Annotated in this window: 14 protein-coding genes; 9 read left to right on the top strand and 5 right to left on the bottom strand. The window is 73.4% G+C overall.

Annotation, left to right across the window (positions count from 1 at the left end):
• Positions 1–13: 13 nt before the first annotated feature.
• Positions 14–2,782: a SpoIIE family protein phosphatase gene (locus ACZ561_RS12335; RefSeq protein ID WP_470993069.1), complete on the bottom strand. Its 2,769-nt coding sequence runs from the start codon at positions 2,780–2,782 to the stop codon at positions 14–16.
• Between the two features lie 207 nt (positions 2,783–2,989).
• Between ACZ561_RS12335 and ACZ561_RS12340 the strand changes: the two genes are divergently transcribed.
• The 3 genes from ACZ561_RS12340 to ACZ561_RS12350 are packed head-to-tail and all read left to right on the top strand — an operon-like array spanning position 2,990 to position 6,452.
• Positions 2,990–4,471, top strand: a complete 1,482-nt coding sequence (locus ACZ561_RS12340; protein ID WP_470993072.1) for an AlkA N-terminal domain-containing protein — start codon at positions 2,990–2,992, stop codon at positions 4,469–4,471.
• 13 nt (positions 4,472–4,484) lie between these two features.
• Positions 4,485–4,985, top strand: coding sequence for a methylated-DNA--[protein]-cysteine S-methyltransferase (locus ACZ561_RS12345; protein ID WP_470993075.1), 501 nt, complete (start codon positions 4,485–4,487; stop codon positions 4,983–4,985).
• Positions 4,986–5,030: 45 nt separating this feature from the next.
• Positions 5,031–6,452: a hypothetical protein gene (locus ACZ561_RS12350; protein ID WP_470993078.1), complete on the top strand. Its 1,422-nt coding sequence runs from the start codon at positions 5,031–5,033 to the stop codon at positions 6,450–6,452.
• 14 nt (positions 6,453–6,466) lie between these two features.
• Here ACZ561_RS12350 and ACZ561_RS12355 read toward each other — a convergent pair whose 3' ends face one another.
• The 3 genes from ACZ561_RS12355 to ACZ561_RS12365 all read right to left on the bottom strand — a co-directional run bounded on the left by ACZ561_RS12355 (position 6,467) and on the right by ACZ561_RS12365 (position 8,862).
• Complete coding sequence (locus tag ACZ561_RS12355) at positions 6,467–7,186, bottom strand: SIR2 family NAD-dependent protein deacylase (protein ID WP_470993081.1); 720 nt, start codon at positions 7,184–7,186, stop codon at positions 6,467–6,469.
• 114 nt (positions 7,187–7,300) lie between these two features.
• The gene (locus ACZ561_RS12360; RefSeq protein ID WP_470993084.1) at positions 7,301–7,792 is read right to left on the bottom strand and encodes an NUDIX domain-containing protein; all 492 of its coding nucleotides are present in this window, start codon (positions 7,790–7,792) and stop codon (positions 7,301–7,303) included.
• The gene (locus ACZ561_RS12365; RefSeq protein WP_470993087.1) at positions 7,789–8,862 is read right to left on the bottom strand and encodes an ADP-ribosylglycohydrolase family protein; all 1,074 of its coding nucleotides are present in this window, start codon (positions 8,860–8,862) and stop codon (positions 7,789–7,791) included. Before ACZ561_RS12365 ends, ACZ561_RS12360 begins: the two co-directional genes overlap by 4 nt.
• 167 nt (positions 8,863–9,029) lie before the next feature.
• On the opposite strand from ACZ561_RS12365, the gene ACZ561_RS12370 reads away from it, so the two are divergent.
• The gene (locus ACZ561_RS12370) at positions 9,030–10,184 is read left to right on the top strand and encodes a glycerate kinase (RefSeq protein WP_470993090.1); all 1,155 of its coding nucleotides are present in this window, start codon (positions 9,030–9,032) and stop codon (positions 10,182–10,184) included.
• A 622-nt stretch (positions 10,185–10,806) separates the two neighbouring features.
• Here the strand turns inward: ACZ561_RS12370 and ACZ561_RS12375 are convergent.
• Complete coding sequence (locus tag ACZ561_RS12375; RefSeq protein ID WP_470993096.1) at positions 10,807–12,006, bottom strand: PucR family transcriptional regulator; 1,200 nt, start codon at positions 12,004–12,006, stop codon at positions 10,807–10,809.
• A 181-nt stretch (positions 12,007–12,187) separates the two neighbouring features.
• Here ACZ561_RS12375 and ACZ561_RS12380 point away from each other — a divergent pair, with 181 nt between their 5' ends.
• From ACZ561_RS12380 to ACZ561_RS12400, 5 genes are all read left to right on the top strand, one after another.
• Positions 12,188–13,006, top strand: a complete 819-nt coding sequence (locus tag ACZ561_RS12380) for an ABC transporter ATP-binding protein (protein WP_470993099.1) — start codon at positions 12,188–12,190, stop codon at positions 13,004–13,006.
• 82 nt (positions 13,007–13,088) lie between these two features.
• The gene (locus ACZ561_RS12385; protein WP_470993102.1) at positions 13,089–13,922 is read left to right on the top strand and encodes an ABC transporter ATP-binding protein; all 834 of its coding nucleotides are present in this window, start codon (positions 13,089–13,091) and stop codon (positions 13,920–13,922) included.
• Positions 13,919–14,809: a branched-chain amino acid ABC transporter permease gene (locus tag ACZ561_RS12390; protein WP_329114013.1), complete on the top strand. Its 891-nt coding sequence runs from the start codon at positions 13,919–13,921 to the stop codon at positions 14,807–14,809. The genes ACZ561_RS12385 and ACZ561_RS12390 overlap by 4 nt, the downstream gene beginning before the upstream one ends.
• The gene (locus ACZ561_RS12395; protein ID WP_376430644.1) at positions 14,802–15,905 is read left to right on the top strand and encodes a branched-chain amino acid ABC transporter permease; all 1,104 of its coding nucleotides are present in this window, start codon (positions 14,802–14,804) and stop codon (positions 15,903–15,905) included. Before ACZ561_RS12390 ends, ACZ561_RS12395 begins: the two co-directional genes overlap by 8 nt.
• A complete protein-coding gene (locus ACZ561_RS12400; RefSeq protein ID WP_470993105.1) occupies positions 15,902–17,173 on the top strand; it encodes an ABC transporter substrate-binding protein in 1,272 nt (423 codons plus the stop codon). Before ACZ561_RS12395 ends, ACZ561_RS12400 begins: the two co-directional genes overlap by 4 nt.
• Positions 17,174–17,591: the final 418 nt, after the last annotated feature.

Genomic DNA, 17,591 nt, shown 5'->3' on the forward strand with positions numbered 1-17,591 from the left:
GCCGGACGCCGACTCACCAGGCCAGGTCCTCCAGGGCGTCGAGGTCCGGCACCGGAAGTCCCGGCAGCTCCGAGTCGCGCGTGGTCAGGAGAAGTTCCGCCCAGATGACCTTGCCGCGCTCGGTGTAACGGGTGCCCCACCGCTCGGCGAACTGGGCGACGAGGAACAGCCCACGGCCGCCCTCGTCGGTGGTGGCCGCGTAGCGCAGATGCGGGGCGGTGCTGCTGCCGTCGGAGATCTCGCAGATCAGCCGGCGGTCACGGAGCAGTCGGACCCGGATGGGCTCGGCACCGTACCGGATGGCGTTGGTGACGAGTTCGCTGAGGATGAGTTCGGCGGTGAACGAGAGGGAGTCCAGCTCCCAGGCTTCGAGCTGCGCGGCGCCTTCGTTGCGGACCCGGGAGACCTCGGCCGGGTCGGCGGGAACGTTCCACTCCGCGATCCGGTCGGCGTCCAGGCGCTGGGTGTCGGCGACCAGCAGCACGATGTCGTCGTCCGGAGCGGGCACGAGCAGCGCGGTCAGGACATCGGCGCAGGCCTGCTCAGGACTGCGCCCCGTCGTGGCCAGCGCGTCGCACAGCAGCCCGAGCCCCGTGTCGAAGTCCCGGTCGCGATCCTCCAGAAGTCCGTCGGTGAACAGCACCAGCCGACTCCCCTCCGGCAGTTGCAGCTCGGTCGCCTCGAACGGCATCCCGCCCACGCCCAGCGGCAGCCCGGCCGGCACCTCCGGGAACTCCACCCGGCCGTCGCGGTGCACCAGCGCAGGCCCCGGATGCCCGGCCCGGGCCATGGTGCAGCGCCCGCTCGCGGGGTCGTAGACCACGTACAGGCAGGTGGCGCCGGTCATCCGCTCGTTGCGCCCGTTCTCCTCGTCCCCGGCGTGGCCCGCACCGGCCTCGCCCCCGTCCTCCCCGTCGCCCGTGTCGGGCCGGTCGATCCTGTCGATCAGCTCGTCGAGGTGGCCCAGGAGCTCGTCGGGCGGCAGGTCCAGGGTGGAGAAGTTGTGCACCGCCGTGCGCAGCCGGCCCATCGACGCCGCGGCATGGAGACCGTGCCCGACGACATCGCCGACGACCAGCGCCACCCGGGCGCCCGGCAGCGGGATCACGTCGAACCAGTCGCCGCCGACGCCCGCCTTCGCCGGCAGATAGCGGTAGGCCACGTCGACCGCCGACAGCTCGGGCAGGCCGCGGGGGAGCAGACTGCGCTGAAGCGTCACCGCCATGGCGTGCTCGCGGGTGAACCGGCGGGCGTTGTCGATCGAGACCGCGGCGCGCGCGGTCAGCTCCTCCGCGAACGTCAGGTCCTCCTCCCCGAAGGCGTCGTCGGTCTCGGCCCGCCAGAAGTTGGCCATCCCCAGGACGACACCCCGGGCCAGCAGCGGCACGGCCACGAGCGAGTGCAGTCCGTACGCCAGGGCGTCCGTCGCCCCCTCGGGGTCCTGGGCCTGCCAGCCCCCGGCCGTCGTCAGGTCCGCCACCAGCACCGCATGACCGGCGTCGAGCGCCCTCGCCATCGGCGTGGTCGGCACGACGAACCTGATCACGTCGCCCACCGGCTGGAACGGATGCTTCGTGCGGGTGCCGTTCAACGCCGTACGCCGCATCTCGGTGAACGCCCCCGACGGCTCCTCGCCGCGCAGCACCGGCTCCAGCAGCTCCACGGTCACGAAGTCCGCGAAGCGCGGGACGGCCACCTCCGTCAGCTCCTCCGCGGTCCGTACGACGTCCAGCGTCGTCCCGATCCGCACCCCGGCCTCGTACAGCAGTTGCAGCCGGCCCCGGGCCACCTCGGCCCGACCCGAGATCGTGCTGAGCTCGGTCGAGTCCCGCAGGGTCATCACGGTTCCGGTCGGCCGGCCCCGGTAGGGCTCCGTGGGGCGTACGTTGACGGCGAGCAGCCGGTCGCCCGCCAGATGCACCTCGTCGGTCACGACCCGGCCGGAGGAGAGCAGCGCGGCGGTACGGGGGTCCAGGCCCAGCTCGGTGACGTGCCGTCGCTCGGCGTCGGGTGCCAGGTCGAGCAGGCGGCGCGCCTCGTCGTTGGCGAGCAGCAGCCGACGGTCCGCGTCGATGATCATCACGCCCTCGCGCACCGCGTGCAGGACCGCCTCGTGGTGCTCGTTGATCCGGGTCATCTCCAGCGGGCCCAGACCGTGGGTCTGCCGGCGCAGCCGCCGACTCACCAGCGCCGCGCCGCCCACCGCCAGCAGCAGCGCTCCCGCGGCCGTGCCGAACAGCAGCGGCAGCTGGTCCTCGACCACGTTGCCGACGTTCTGGATCTCGACCCCCGCGCCCACCAGGCCGACGATGTCGCCGTCCTCGGTCCGCACCGGGACGATGGCCCGGACGGCGTCCGTCGGCTCCCCGGTGAAGATCTCCGTGAACGACTCACCGGCCCTGGCCCTGTCGATGTCGCCGGTGGCGCGCTGCCCGATCAGCTCCGGCCGGGAGTCCGTGTAACGGATCCCGTCGGGTGTCATCACGGCGAGGAAGTCGAGCCCCGAGGCCGTGCGGGCGGCCTCGGCCCGTTCCTGGAGCAGGAGGGTCGGGTCGGGTGCCTTCAGGGAGTCGACAAGCCCCGGCGCGTGCGCGAAGGCCTCCGCCGCTGCCAGCGAACGGTTCCGTGCGTCGCGCTCCGTGTCGTACCGGGCCTGGAAGAGCAGGGCCAGCGTCCCGGCGGTCACCAGCAGCACGACGATGATCGCCTGCAGGGCGAACACCTGCCCGGCGACGCTTCGCAGCCCCAGCCCCTTGGGTCGGCGGCCAAGACGTCCGCTCATGGGGTGCTTCTCGGAGGTTCGGCTGTCGTCACTGATTCGGCTGTCACCCGTCCACTTCCTCGGTTTCCCTTCCATGCTGCTCCTGCCGCGGCGGGATATCGAGGCGAGGCGGGGCTGGGTGGGGCAGTCGGGCCCGATCCGCCGCGCGGGGACGTCCATGTCGTTTTCTCGCCAGCCGACCGCCCCGGGATCCCCGATCCTGGATTCATGCACACCGACACCGAGCGCTGCGTACGGGCCGTCCGATCGAAGGACGCCCGCTTCGACGGCGTGTTCTTCACCGCCGTCCTGACGACTCGGATCTACTGCCGCCCCAGCTGCCCCGTCGTGCCGCCGAAGGCCGAGAACATGGTCTTCCACCCGAGCGCCGCCTCCTGCCAGCGCGCCGGCTTCCGGGCGTGCAAGCGCTGCCGCCCCGACACCAGCCCCGGTTCGCCCGAGTGGAACGTACGGGCCGACGCCGTCGCCCGGGCCATGCGGCTCATCCAGGACGGCGTCGTGGACCGCGAGGGCGTGCCCGGCCTCGCGGCTCGGCTCGGCTGGTCCACCCGACAGATCGAACGCCAGCTCCTCGCCGAACTCGGCGCGGGACCGCTCGCCCTGGCCCGCGCCCAGCGGGCCCAGACCGCCCGGCTGCTCATCGAGACGACGCCGATGCCCATGGCCGAGATCGCCTTCGCCGCCGGCTTCTCCTCGATCCGTACCTTCAACGACACCGTCCGCGAGGTCTTCGCCCTCGCGCCCGGAGAGCTGCGTGCCCGGGCGGCGCGGTCGCGGGGCGCCGCGGACGCCCCTCGCACCCCGGGCGTCATCGCGCTACGGCTGCCGTACCGCGCGCCCCTCAACCCTTCCAACCTCTTCGGCCATCTCGCCGCGACCGCCGTCCCCGGCGTGGAGGAGTGGCGGGACGGCGCGTACCGGCGGACCCTGACGCTGCCGCACGGCCACGGCATCGTGGCCCTCACTCCCCGGACCGACCACATCGCCTGCCGGCTCTTCCTCACCGACCCGCGCGATCTCACCCTCGCCATCAGCCGCTGCCGCTGGATGCTCGATCTCGACGCCGACCCGGTCGCCGTCGACGAGCAACTGTGCACGGATCCGCTGCTGGCCCCGCTGGTCGAGCGGGCTCCCGGGCGGCGCGTGCCGCGGACCGTGGACGCCGCCGAGTTCGCCGTACGGGCCGTGCTCGGCCAGCAGGTCTCGACGGCGGCCGCGCGCACGCACGCGGCCCGGCTCGTCGCCGCGCACGGCGTCCCCGTCGAGGACCCCGAGGGCGGCCTCACCCATCTCTTCCCCACCTCCCAGGCGCTCGCCGGACTCGACCCCGAGTCCCTCGCGCTGCCCGGCAGCCGCCGCACCACCCTCCTCACCCTCGTCGAGGCCCTCGCCGACGGCTCCCTCAGTCTCGGACCGGCCACCGACTGGGACGAGGCCCGCGCCCGGCTCCTCGCGCTGCCCGGCTTCGGCCCCTGGACCACCGAGGTCATCGCGATGCGGGCGCTCGGCGACCCCGACGCCTTCCTCCCCGGGGACCTCGGAGTCCGCCGCGCCGCCGAGGGCCTCGGCCTGCCCGCCACCCCGGCCGCGCTCACGGCCCGCGCCGCGCGGTGGCGGCCCTGGCGGGCGTACGCCGTCCAGTACCTCTGGGCCACCGACAGCCACCCGATCAACCACCTCCCCGCCTGAGGAGCAGCGCGCCATGCCCACCGTCCAGCACACCGTCATCGACAGCCCCTACGACGCGCTGACCCTGGTAGCCGTCGACGGCGTTCTCAGCCGTGTCCACATGACCGACCAGCGCCACCGTCCCGCCGAGGAGACCTTCGGGGAGTCCGACCCCCGCCCCTTCGGCGAGGCGATCCGCCAGCTCGACGCCTACTTCGCCGGTGAACTGACCGAGTTCGACCTGCCGTTGAAGCTGATCGGTACGCCGTTCCAGCTGCGGGTGTGGGAGCAGCTGACCCTGATCCCGTACGGCGAGACGCGCACGTACGGCGAACTGGCGGAGGCCCTCGGCAGCCCCGGCGCCTCACGTGCCGTCGGTCTCGCCAACGGCAAGAACCCGGTCAGCATCGTCGTGCCCTGCCACCGGGTGATCGGGGCGAGCGGCTCCCTGACCGGGTACGGCGGCGGCCTCGGCCGCAAGCAGCGGCTGCTCGCCTTCGAGTCGGGCACCGCCGAGCCGGGCGCGCTGTTCTGAACCCCCGCCGCGTGCGATGCCGGAGCGCCGCTAGGGTTCGGCCGTATGACCGACCGCGTTCTGGAGCTCTTGCGCAGCCGCCCCGATCTGGCCGAACTGGCCGCGTTTCCGTTCAACTTCGATGTGGGACGGGCGTACCACGTCGAGCCGGTGCACCTGGCCTCCGGCGCGTCCTTGGAGCCGATCGCCGGTGACGACACGGGCGGCACGTACTTCCTGAGCGGGGGAACGGCCGTGCTCTACGCATCCTCCGAGGGGAGCGCCGTGCTGCTCGCCGACAGTGTCGGCGAGGCGCTCGAGATGCGGGTCCGGCTGCCCTGGTGGTGCGAGAACATCTCCTCCGAGCTCGGCGAGGAGGAGCTCCTCGCCGAGACAGCGGCGGCGGACGACGAGGCGCGGGAGGAGTTCGCTCCCGAACTGCACGCCCAGCGAGCGGCGTTGATCAGCGGGCTCGGTCTGCCGGAGCGGCCGCTGGCCGAGCTCGTCGCCCTGTCGGAGTCGACCGGCCGGCGTACCGAACCGGATCACCTCCTGCTCAACTCCGACGAGCTGTGCGCGTACCGGCTGCACGAGCCGTACCGGCAGCCCCTCCGCGAGATCGTCCTCGCCCCGGGACGGGAAGCGCTGGAACGGCTGCGCTCCGGCGACGTCGACGCGCGCCAGGAGGCGGCCGAGGATCCGGTGTTGCGCGCGGCGACGATACGGGCGGCGTGGCACGACCGACGGGACGGCGACCTGCCGCTGCTGCGGTTCCTGCTGGAGCACGAGAACGCCGAACGGACCGACTGGTACCGGGAACGGCGACTGGCCGCGCTCCTGGTGGCGGCGCACGGCCGGGCCGAGGACGTCCCGCTCCTGCGGGCGGCCACCCACGGGGAGGTCACCGACAGCGCCGGAGGCGTGGAATGGGCGGGCACCGAGGAGGCCGAGGACAGCGAGTTCACCTGGATCGAACTGGCCCACCGGCAGGGGCGTGTCGAGCACGCCCGGGTCGCCCTGATCCGGATGCTGGACGACACGGGCCCGGACGCGGACCGGCTCCGGGAGCTGAGCCGTGCGCTGGAGCGCCTCGGCGACCACGCACAGGCGGCGCGCGCCCAGTTCAACCTCCTCTCGCTCCAGGACACGGCCCGGGGGCGGGCCACGGAGGCGTACGTCCTCGCCCGCCTGGAGCGCCTCAAGGGCGACCTCGCGGCGGCGGGGCGGGCACTGGAGCGGGCCAGGGCCGCGGTCGGCGCCGACGCCACCGAATGGCACCGCCGGCGCGTGGGCCGGCTGATCACGGAACAGCACCTGGAGCTGACGCTCGCCGCCGTCGAGGCGGGTGACGCGAACCTCGCGAAGGCGACGATGGCGCATGCCGGAGTGCTGCTGGACAAGATCGCCAAGCCGTCGGTCAAGGCGCTCGGTCCGCTGTCCGCACGGGCGAAATGGGTGGTGGCCGGGCTGCGCCGCTCCGACGACTGACCCGGCCTCCCCCCTCAGGCCCCGAGGCGCGTCAGCAGCGCGGGCAGTGAGGTCCCGATCGGCTCGCGGACGATCTCGTCGGCGATCTCGTCGTACGGAGTGGGCTCGGCGTTCACGATGATCAACCGGGCTCCGTGCTCGGCGGCGATCCCCGCGAGCGAGGCCGCCGGCTGGACGTGGAGGCTCGTACCGACCGCGATGAACACCTCGGTGGCCTTCGCGATCGACATCGCCTCGCCCAGCACCATGGGGTCGAGCCGCTGACCGAACATCACCGTCGCCGACTTCAGAATGCCCCCGCAGCGCAGGCACTTCGGGTCGTCCTCACCGGCCTTCACCCGCTCCAGCGCCTCGGCCATCGGCGACCGGGCATGGCAGCCGGTGCAGACCACCGACCGGGCCGAACCGTGGAGTTCGAGGACCTTGCGGTCCGGCACCCCGGCGATCTGGTGCAGCCCGTCGACGTTCTGCGTGATGACCCGGAGCGCGTTCCCGGTCCGCTCGAACGCGGCGACGGCCCGGTGCGCCGCGTTCGGCTCGGCACGCAGCACCGGCCCGTCGAGACGCATCCGCCACGCCCGCCGCCGGATCTCCGGGTCCGCCATGTAGTGGTCGTACGTAGCGAGCTTCTCGGCCTCCGGATCACGCGTCCACACGCCGTTGGGCCCCCGGTAGTCCGGGATGCCCGAGTCCGTGGAGATGCCTGCCCCGCTGAGAATCGCGACCATGGTCATGACGCGAGCGTAGGCAGGTCCGTGGGCTCCCGCGAACGGATTGACGGGTGTGACGTGCATGCCGAGGCCCGGGCCGGCCGGCCACTGCACTCGACGCCGAGCGCCGCGGCTCGCTCAGCGCGGTGCCCGACCGTTCTCCAGCTCCGCCGGGCCCCGGCCGGTCGCGAGGACGTCCAGGGCGACGAGGACGCGCAGGCCGAGACTCCCCGGGAGATGGGCGGTGACCTCGTCGCGGGTGATCAGCTTCCAGGACAGCAACTCCTCCTCCTGGAGCCGGATCTCGGCGAACCGCCCGTCCGACAGCACCCCGCCGTCGTACACGTACGCCACGATCGGCGGCCTCGCCGTGCCGTGCGACCAGTCGACCGCGAGCAGCGCCCCCAGCTCCACGTCCAGGCCGATCTCCTCCGCCGTCTCACGGCGCGCCGCCTGACGGGGCGTCTCGCCCGTGTCGGACTCGATCGTGCCGCCGGGCAGCGTCCAGCCCTCGCGGTAGTTCGGCTCGACGATCAGAACGCGGCCCGCCGCGTCCCGGAAGAGCGCGGCGGCGCCTGCGAGGACACGCGGCAGGGTGGCGATGTACGCGGCGTAATCGGTCGTCGTCATACCGTCAGCGTAGCCAGCCGAAGCGTCCGCTCCGCCAACTCGCCGATCCGCACCCCGTCGAAACCGAACACCGCGCTGCGCACCCGGTCACGCAACGGCTCCGACCACTGCGGCGGGATCGCCGCCGCACCGCACATCACCCCGGCCACCGAGCCCGCCGTCGCTCCGTTCGAGTCCGTGTCCAGACCGCCGCGGACCGTCAGGGTGATCGTCGTCGTGAAGTCGCCGCCGCCGTACAGCAGTCCGGCCGTCAGCACCGCCGCGTTGGGAACGGTGTGGATCCAGCCCAGGCCGGCCGTCTCCTCGGCGAGCACGGCGAGGGTGTCGGACCACTCCACCCCCGACTCGTACAGGGCGATCGTGTGCCGCACCGTCCGCGCCAGGCGGGCGCTCGCAGGGATCCGCTCCAGCGCCGTCTCCAGCGCTGTGCGCACGTCCGGTGCGGTGAACGCGGCGGAGATCAGCGCCGCCGCCCACATCGCGCCGTACACCCCGTTGCCCGTGTGCGACAGCACCGCGTCCCGCCGGGCCAGCGAGGCGGCCCGGCGCGGATCGCCCGGGGAGGTCCAGCCGTAGACGTCCGCCCTGATCAGCGCACCGATCCACTCCTGGTGAGGATTGTCGTACGTCGCGGTGAGCGGCGGCTTCAGACCGTTGGCGAGATTGCGGTACGCCGTCCGCTCGGCGGTGAACGTCTGCAGATAGGGCAGGCGCAGCAGCCAGAGCTCGCCGACCTGCTCCGTGGTGAAGGCGAAGCCGTGGGTCTCCAGGAGGTGCAGACCGAGCACCGAGTAGTCGATGTCGTCGTCCCGGCAGCTTCCGTCGATCCGCCCACGCACGCACTGCGGCCACTCGGGCCGCAGCTCGAACCCGGCCGCCAGGGCGTCCGCGGGCGGCGGCGGCAGGTAGTCGGTGAGCGGGAGCGCGTCCGTGAGCCGCAGGTAGCGGTCGATGTGCTCGGGCGTCCAGTGATCGCCCCGCTCGACGGGCTTGCCGAGCATGTTCCCGGCGATCCGTCCCGTCCAGCCGCCGAGGATGCGGTCGGCGAGTTCGCCGTGCGTGAGCGCCATACGTCCGGTGTACCGAATCCCCCGTCCCGGCGCGCGCCGACGCGTCGGGCGCTCGGATAGCACCCTTATGGTGCGGAATATCGTCTTATCAGGGGGTGGCACGGTGTCGGGGGGTGCGGATAGGGTCGGCTCGGCGCGACTGCACGTTCGAAAGCAAGGGATGCAAGGTGACGGACGGAGCAGTAACTGAGGTCGCACGCGTACTCGTCGCGGCCGACAAGTTCAAGGGCTCGCTCACGGCCGTACAGGTCGCGGAGCGGGTCACAGCAGGTCTGCGACGGGTCGTCCCGGAGCTGGAAGTGGAGACCCTGCCGGTTGCGGACGGCGGCGACGGTACGGTCGCAGCCGCGGTGGCGGCCGGGTTCGAACGGCGTGAGGTACGGGTCACCGGGCCCGTCGGCGACCCCGTGACGGCGGCGTTCGCGCTGCGCGGCACCACGGCCGTCGTGGAGATGGCGGAGGCCTCGGGCCTCCAGCTGCTTCCGACGGGCGTCTTCGCGCCCCTCACGTCGACGACGTACGGCTCGGGCGAGCTGCTGCGCGCCGCGCTGGACGCGGGCGCGACGACGATCGTCTTCGGCGTCGGCGGCAGCGCGACCACGGACGGCGGGGCGGGGATGCTCGCCGCGCTCGGCGCGGTGTTCCTGGACGCGCAGGGCGAGCCGGTGGGACCCGGAGGAGCGGCGCTGGCGTCGCTCGCCTCCGCCGACCTCACCGGCCTCGACCCGCGCTTCGCCTCGGTGGACCTGATCCTGGCCAGCGATGTCGACAACCCGCTGACCGGCCCGAAGGGCGCTCCGGCCGTGTACGGCCCGCAGAAGGGCGCGTCCCCCGAGGACGTCGAGACGCTGGACGCGGCGCTCGCGCACTTCGTGACCGTCCTGGAGAAGGCGATCGGCCCCAAGGCGGCGGAGTGCGCGGTCGCGCCGGGCGCGGGCGGCGCGGGCGGTATCGGGTACGGGGCGCTCGTCGGCCTCGACGCGAGCTTCCGCCCCGGCATCGAGCTGATGCTCGACGTCCTGGGCTTCGCCCCGGCCCTCGAGCGGGCCACGCTCGTCATCACGGGTGAGGGCTCGCTCGACGAGCAGACCCTGCACGGCAAGGCCCCCGCGGGCGTCGCCGCGGCGGCCCGGGCGGCGGGCAAGGAGGTCGTCGCGGTCTGCGGCCGCCTGGCGCTCGCCCCCGCGACCCTGGGCACCGCCGGCATCCGCCGCGCCTACCCGCTCACGGACCTCGAGCCGGACACCGCGAAGTGCATCGCGAACGCGGGCCCGCTCCTGGAGCAGGTGGCGGAGAACATCGCCCGGGACTTCCTGGCGTAGCGCCCATACGCACGCGGGTCGACGGGCACTCGGCGGCCCCGTGCGGGCCGAGCCACGTGAACCTGCCACTCCGACCTCGCGGCCGGGCGGACCCGGGGCGGTACCGACGCCACGAAGCCACCTGGGCGCCCCGCGCCCTGCGGCGCGAAGCCGTCGGCGCCCTGCGGCGCGAAGCCGTCGGCGCCCTGCGGGTGCGTGCCCGGAGCCGTACCGCGCCTGGGGCGGCGCGGTGACTGCGCGCCCCTGGCCCGCGGGGGCCGGTGTGCGCTGCCGATGGTGCCGAGCCGCCTCGGGCGTCCGGCGCCCTGCGGCGCGAAGCCGTCGGGGCCCTGCGGGTGCGTGCCCGGAGCCGTACCGCGCCTGGGGCGGCGCGGTGACTGCGCGCCCCTGGCCCGCGGGGGCCGGTGTGCGTTGCCGATGGTGCCGAGCCGCCTCGGGCGTCCGGCGCCCTGCGGGGCGTGCCCGGGGCGGTGCCGACGGCGGCAAGCCAACCTCGGCCCCCCGCTCCCCGCGGCGCGAAGCCGCCGTTCTCAGGGGTGTGGGGGCGTAGCCCCCACATCGACCCCAACACGCCCCCGGCAGGGTTTCGGGGAGGGGCGGGTGGGGGAGTCCGCCCCGCCCCTCACCCCGTCGCCGTCAGCCGGAACGCGTCCAGCGCCAAGGTCATCTCCGTGAGGTCCCGCGGACGGGACAACGACCGCGACGTCAGTTGTTCCAGCCGGCGGAGGCGGTTGAAGACCGTATTGCGGTGGCAGTACAGACGACCCGCCGCCCGCCCCGCCGACCCCTCGCAGTCCAGCCAGACGTCCAGGGTCTCCAGCAGGACCGCCCGGTCCGCCGGATCCAGTTCCAGCAAGGCGCCCAGCACGTCCGTGACCAGCAGCCCGGCCAGCTCCGGCTGGCCCACCACCAGCGCCCCGCCCATCCGGCGGTCCAGCCGCACGACCTGGTGGGAGCCGGGCGGACAGGTGCGCAGCGCCAGCTCGGCGAGGCGCCGCGCGCGGCCCAGCTCCGACAGGCCGGTGACCACCGGGCTGATCCCGCCGGGCCCCGGACAGCGACCGTCCAGGAGCTCCGACAGCGCGTCCAGACCCGTGCCCTCCGCCAGCGACACCACACCGAACTCGCAGTCCGCCCCCATCCGCCACAGGAACCGCACCCCCGCCCCCTGCACCCGCCGGTGGAACGGCTCCGGCACCTCCCGGCGGTCGTGGCGCAGGACCACCACCGCGTACCGCCCGTGCTCCGGCAGGTCCAGGCCCGCCGCCGCCCGTGAGGTCACCTCCGGCGAGCGCTGCCCCTGAAGCAGGGCGTCCAGGAGCGCCTGCAGCTGCTCGTCCGTACGGCGTCGCAGCTCGAGCTCCGTCGACCGGTACGCCTCCGACGCGGTGTCCGCCTGCGCGTCCACCGCCGACCACACGATCGTCGCCGACTGCGTCAGCGCGGCCAGCCTCGGCGGGAACGCCGACGCGTCCTCGATCAGCGCGTCCCAGACCAGATGCCCGGCGTGCCGGTACGCGTGCACCACCAGCTCCACCGGCATCCCCTGCTCGGCCCGCCGCCGCCCCATCTCGTCCGCGTGCTCCAGGTCCCGCCGCGGCGAGTCCCGGGGCGCCGAGATCATCTCGATCCCGATCCGCATCGCCTCATGGGCCTCCTGCCAGTGCTGGTCGTACGGCACGATCCGGCCGTACGCCGGCTCGTACGCGTGCAACTCCCTCAGATGCTCGTCCACCAGCTCGGGCAGCCGCTCCAGAAGCGCCGTGCACGCCTCTGCCAGCAGCTTCCAGTCATCGCCGGTCCGCGGTCTGCGCCGTCCCATGCCCGGAGGATGCCACCCCGCACCCCTTCCCGACAGGCCCCTGACACGCGGTGTTGTGCGCGTGCACAACCCACCGCCGCGCCCGCTGGTCACCGGCAGCGTTTCGGCCGCCGCACGTGGACGCACGGCCCCACGCGGTGTTGGGGTGAGCGCCACTGAACGGGCCCACGGAAGGGGAACCATGGGAGGTACCGCACTCGCCCTCGAGGTGGCGGACCTGTCGGCGGGATACGGACCGGTACGCGCCCTGCGGCAGGTGTCGCTCGCCGTGCCGGAGGGCAGCGTCGTGACCGTCCTCGGCGGCAACGGCGCGGGCAAGTCCACGCTGCTGCGGGCCATCTCGCGCACATTGCCGTTCCACGGCGGAGCCGTCACCTCCGGCACCGTCAGCCTCGGCGGCAGGGAGATCGGCGGGCTCGCACCCGACCGGATCGTGGCCGCCGGGGTGTCCCAGGTGCCGGAAGGCCGCCAGGTCTTCGCCCGGATGACCGTCGAGGACAACCTGCGGGCGGGAGCGCTCGGCGCGCCGGGAGACCGCGCCGCGAAGGCGGCGGCCCTGAAACGGGTCCACGAACTCTTCCCCGTGCTCTCCGAGCGCGCCCACCAGCGCGCCGGGCTGCTCTCCGGCGGCGAACAGCAGATGCTCGCCGTCGGGCGCGCCCTGATGGCCTCACCGAAACTGCTGCTCCTGGACGAGCCCTCGCTCGGCCTCGCGCCGCTGATGGCCGCCCGGATCGCCGACACCATCCGCGAGATCAACGCCCAGGGCACGGCCGTGCTGCTCGTCGAGCAGAACGCCGCGCTCGCGCTGCGCCTCGCCTCCCGGGCGTACGTCCTGGAGGTCGGCGAGGTCACGCTCTCCGGCCCGGCCGCCGAACTCGCCGCCTCCGACGAGGTCCGCCGCCGCTACCTGGGCGTCGTGGACGAGGACGCCGCCGCCGACGCGGCGGGCGCCGCGAGCACGCACCCGGTCCTGGCCCGCTGGGAGGGCGGCCGATGACGACGACCTTCGCCCCGTCCGCGGCCGGCCGCACACCGCGCGCCGCCGCCTCCCGCCCGATGCCGTCCCGTGGGGAGAACCGATGAGCCAGCTCCCGCCCCCCGGCGAGGCAGCCGCCGAGGCGGACCGGCCCCCCGCCGTGTCCGTACCCGCCCTCGAAGTCCGTGACCTCACCGTCCGTTTCGCCGGGCTCACCGCCCTCGACTCGGTCGGCTTCACCGTCCGCCCCGGCACCGTCCACGCCGTCATCGGCCCCAACGGCGCCGGCAAGTCCACCTGCTTCAACGTCCTCTCCGGGGTCTACAAGGCGACCTCGGGCAGCGTCCGCTTCGGCGAGCACGAGCTCACCGCCCTGCCCCCGCACAAGATCGCGGACCTCGGCGTCGCCCGTATCTTCCAGAACCTCGCGCTGCCGCCCCGCGCCACCGTCGAGGACAGCCTGATGCTCGGGCGCCACCGGCTCACCCGGACCGGCTTCGTCGCCGCCGGGCTCCGGCTGCCCTCCGCCGCCCGCGAGGACGCCCGCCACCGTGCCCGGGTTCGCGAGATCGCCGCCTTCGTCGGCCTGGAGAAGCAGCTCGCCCAGCCCGCAGGATCGCTCCCGTACGGGCAGCAGAAGCTGGCCGAACTGGCCCGCGCCCTCTGCATGGAGCCCAAGCTGCTCCTCCTCGACGAGCCCGTCGCCGGTATGACCGCCGACGAGCGCCGACGTACCGCCGCCGTCATCGCCGGCGTCCGCGACAGCCTCGGGATCTCCATCGTCCTCGTCGAGCACGACATGGGAGTGGTGATGCGGCTCGCCGACGCCGTCACCGTTCTCGACTTCGGCCGTCGCATCGCCGACGGCGCCCCCGGCGACGTACAGAACGACCCGGCGGTCGTCCGCGCCTATCTCGGAGAGGAGACCGCCGAGTGACCACCTTCGCCGAACTCCTGCTCAACGGCGTCTCGTTGGGCTCCATCTACGCCCTCATCGCCCTCGGCTTCGTGGTGATCTTCCGCGCCACCGAGGTCGTCAACTTCGCCCACGCCTCCCTGCTGCTCGCCGGCGGGTACTTCACCGCCGTGCTCCATGACGACATCGGCTTCTGGCCGGCGCTGCTCGTCGGCATCGGCGGCGCGGCCCTGGTCGGGGCGGCCGTCGAGTTCCTTGTGATGCGCCGCTACCGCGGCTCCGACCACAGCGTCCTCGCCATCGTGACCATCGGCGTCGACATTCTGCTGGCCACCGAGCTGACGCGTCGCATCGGTACGGACATCCTGTCGCTCGGCGACCCCTGGGGCGATGCCGTCGTCACCTTCGGCCCGGTCACGATCGCCCAGACCCGGATCGCCGCCTTCCTCGCCGCTGCGCTGCTCATCACCGCGTTCCTGCTGGCCTTCCGCTACACCTCGTGGGGCGTCGCCATGCGCGCCGCCGCCGAGAACCAGGAGACCGCGGCCCTGATGGGCATCCGGCTCGGCCGGGTCTCGCTCGGCGCCTGGGCGGTCGCCGGCGGACTCGCGGCCGTCGCCGCCCTCTTCCTCACCGTCTTCCCGACCCCCGGCCTGGAGCGCACCACCTCGTTCGCCGCGATGAAAGCCTTCCCGGCCGCGATCCTCGGCGGCCTCGACTCCACCACCGGCGCCCTCGTCGGCGGACTCCTGGTGGGCGTCACCGAGTCCCTCGCCACCGGCTACCAGGGCGATCTGACCTTCCTCGGCCGGGGTATCGGCGACCTCGCCCCGTACCTCGTGATGGTCGCGGTGCTGCTGATCCGCCCCGCCGGACTCTTCGGCACGAAGGAGCTGGCCCGTGTCTGACGCGCTTCCCCGCCGTGGAGTCGCCACGCTCGCCCGACCCCGCGTCTACGCATGGGCCGTCGCCGGCCTCGTCCTCGCCGCGTTCCCCTTCTACCTGGACCGCTTCTGGCTCCAGGCCGGGCTCTTCGCCATGGCAGCCGCGATCGGCGCCATCGGCATCAACCTGCTGACCGGTGCCACCGGCCAGCTCTCCATGGGCCACGCCTTCTTCCTCGCCGTCGGCGCCTACGGCTACTGCGCCTTCGCCGGCGACGGGAAGGACGACCTCGCCGGATTCGGCCTGCCGGGCTGGCTCGCCGCCGTCCTCGCCGTCGCCCTCGCGGGCCTGGCGGGTGGTGTGTTCAGCCCGATCGCGGGCCGGCTGCGCGGCGCGTACCTCGGTATCGCCACCCTCGCGCTGATCTTCATCGGTCAGCACGTCCTCTTCAACGCCCACGACCTCACGGGCGGTTTCAACGGACGCGCGGTGCCTCCGCTCAGCCTCTTCGGCGTCACCTTCGACGACAGCGAGCTCCTTGTCGCCCAGGTGCCCTTCGGCTCCGCCGAGAAGCTCTGGTACCTCGGCCTCGTCCTCCTCCTCGCGGGCGCCCTGTTCGCCCGCGGAGTCCTTCGCGGCCGTCCCGGCCGCGCCATGAACGCCATCCGGGACCACCGGATCGCCGCCGGCGTCATGGGCATCCCCGTGGCCCGCTACCGCGCCGCCGTCTTCGTCCTGTCGTCCATGTACGCGGGGCTCGCCGGCGTCCTGCTCGCGCTGGTCTTCCAGCGGACCGTGCCGGAGTACTTCGGCATGATGCTCTCCCTCGAATACCTGGCCATGATCGTCATCGGCGGTCTCGGTTCGGTCGCCGGTGCGGTGATCGGAGGCGTCTTCGTCTCCCTGCTCCCGCAGCTCCTCAACCGGTACAGCGACGCGCTTCCCCTGGTCTCCGCCCCCGGGACGGGCGGGATCGCACCGGGGGAGGCAGCCCGCTATCTCTACGGCGCCGCCGTCGTCGCGGTGGTGCTCTTCCTGCCCGGTGGCCTGGTCCGGCTGGCCGCCCGGAAACCCAAGCGAACCGCCCAACCCTCGCACTCCTCTGGGGAGGAACGATGATCCACCGACGACAGGCGACCAGAACCACGGCCGCCGCGCTCGCCACCCTCGTCGCCCTGACCGCCGCCGGCTGCAGCTCCAAGGCCAAGAGCGGTGACGACAACGGCACCGGTGCGGGCGGGGTGAAGGCCGGCAAGGGCGTCACCGACAAGACCATCGCGCTCGGCGCGCTCACCGACATGACCGGGGTGTACGCCACGCTCGGCAAGAGCGTCACGCAGGCCCAGCAGCTGTACGTCAAGCAGGTCAACGCGGCCGGCGGAATCTGCGGCCGGCAGCTGGAGCTGACGGTCCGCGACCACGGCTACGACCCGCAGAAGGCCCTGTCGGCCTACACCGAGCTGGAACCGAAGGTGGTCGGGTACACCCAGTTCATCGGCTCCCCGTTCGTCGCCGCCGTCAAGCAGCGCGTCGACGGCCAGGACAAGGGGCTCGTGCTGCCGCAGGCCTGGTCGGCCTCGCTGCTCGGCTCCCCGTACATCCGCGTCCTCGGCTCCACGTACGACGTCGAGACGATCAACGCCGTCGACTTCCTGGTCAAGGAGAAGGGGCTGAAGTCGGGCGACAAGCTCGGCCACGTCTACTTCGAGGGCGACTACGGCGAGAACGCGCTGGCCGGCTCGAAGTACGCGGCCGAGAAGGCGGGGCTCACGGTCGTGGAGCAGAAGATCAAGCCCACGGACAACGACATGTCGGCGCAGGTGGCTGCGCTCAAGCAGGCCGGGGTCAAGGGCATCGTCATCAGCGCGGGCCCGCGTCAGGCGGCCTCGCTGGTCGGTGTCGCCGCGGCGACCAAGCTCCTGGTGCCGATCATCGGCAACAACTCGGCCTTCGCCCCGCAGCTGCTCGGCACCCAGGCCGGTCCCGCGCTGGAGAAGATGTACTGGTTCGCCTCCCCGGCCCTGCCCATCGGGGCGGACACCCCGACGGCGAAGAAGCTCGTCGCCGACTACAAGGCCGCGTACCCGAGCGACAGCCTCGACAACGGCATCGTGGCCGGCTGGACGGCGGCCAGCGTCTTCGGCGAGGCCCTGAAGAAGGCCTGCGCCTCCAAGGACCTCACCCGTGAGGGCATCGACACGGCACTGCTGACGCTCAACAGCTACGACGCGGGCTTCGGCACGCACGACTTCAGCGACCCGAAGGCCCCGTCCTCCCGCGAGTCGGTCATCCTCCAGCCGGACAAGACGGTCCCCGGCGGTATGCGCACGGTCCGCCAGCCGGAGGTCTCGGAGGCGGCGAAGGGCTTCACCCCGAAGGTGGGCTGACCCCAGAGGTACGCATCGCCCCGCCGCGCGGCTCGCGCGGCGGGGCGATGCGCTGTCCGAGCCCGTCAGCCGCGCCGGTCGGCGAAGCCCGTCCCGCCACGACGGATACGAGGACCGCCGTCCGGTTCCCGCGGGCTCTGGCGTTCGTCCCGTCGCGGGCCTTGAGGGCGCCGCCCGGCGTCCGCCCCGGCGCCACTGGTCCCAGCGCCCCGGGCCGCCCGGCGTCCACCCCGGCGCCACTGGTCCCAGCGCCCCTGAGAGGACCCGGACCAGGAGCGGGCCCGTGTCGCCGGCGCGACCGAGGCGGCCGCACACGTGGACCGGGCCGTGCCCAGGGGCGTAGACCCGGCTGCCGGACTCCCTGGGCGGCCGACAGAACGAGGAAGGGCCCGGAGAGACCATGTCTCCGGGCCCTTCC

Source organism: Streptomyces sp. NPDC039609 (genome assembly GCF_055596705.1).

Coding starts and splice junctions, on each gene's coding strand:
- ACZ561_RS12380 (WP_470993099.1), top strand. CDS start 12,188: ATGGGAGGTACCGCACTCGCCCTCGAGGTGGCGGACCTGTCGGCGGGA.
- ACZ561_RS12385 (WP_470993102.1), top strand. CDS start 13,089: ATGAGCCAGCTCCCGCCCCCCGGCGAGGCAGCCGCCGAGGCGGACCGG.
- ACZ561_RS12360 (WP_470993084.1), bottom strand. CDS start 7,792: ATGACGACGACCGATTACGCCGCGTACATCGCCACCCTGCCGCGTGTC.
- ACZ561_RS12355 (WP_470993081.1), bottom strand. CDS start 7,186: ATGACCATGGTCGCGATTCTCAGCGGGGCAGGCATCTCCACGGACTCG.
- ACZ561_RS12365 (WP_470993087.1), bottom strand. CDS start 8,862: ATGGCGCTCACGCACGGCGAACTCGCCGACCGCATCCTCGGCGGCTGG.
- ACZ561_RS12340 (WP_470993072.1), top strand. CDS start 2,990: ATGCACACCGACACCGAGCGCTGCGTACGGGCCGTCCGATCGAAGGAC.
- ACZ561_RS12350 (WP_470993078.1), top strand. CDS start 5,031: ATGACCGACCGCGTTCTGGAGCTCTTGCGCAGCCGCCCCGATCTGGCC.
- ACZ561_RS12345 (WP_470993075.1), top strand. CDS start 4,485: ATGCCCACCGTCCAGCACACCGTCATCGACAGCCCCTACGACGCGCTG.
- ACZ561_RS12400 (WP_470993105.1), top strand. CDS start 15,902: ATGATCCACCGACGACAGGCGACCAGAACCACGGCCGCCGCGCTCGCC.
- ACZ561_RS12375 (WP_470993096.1), bottom strand. CDS start 12,006: ATGGGACGGCGCAGACCGCGGACCGGCGATGACTGGAAGCTGCTGGCA.
- ACZ561_RS12335 (WP_470993069.1), bottom strand. CDS start 2,782: ATGAGCGGACGTCTTGGCCGCCGACCCAAGGGGCTGGGGCTGCGAAGC.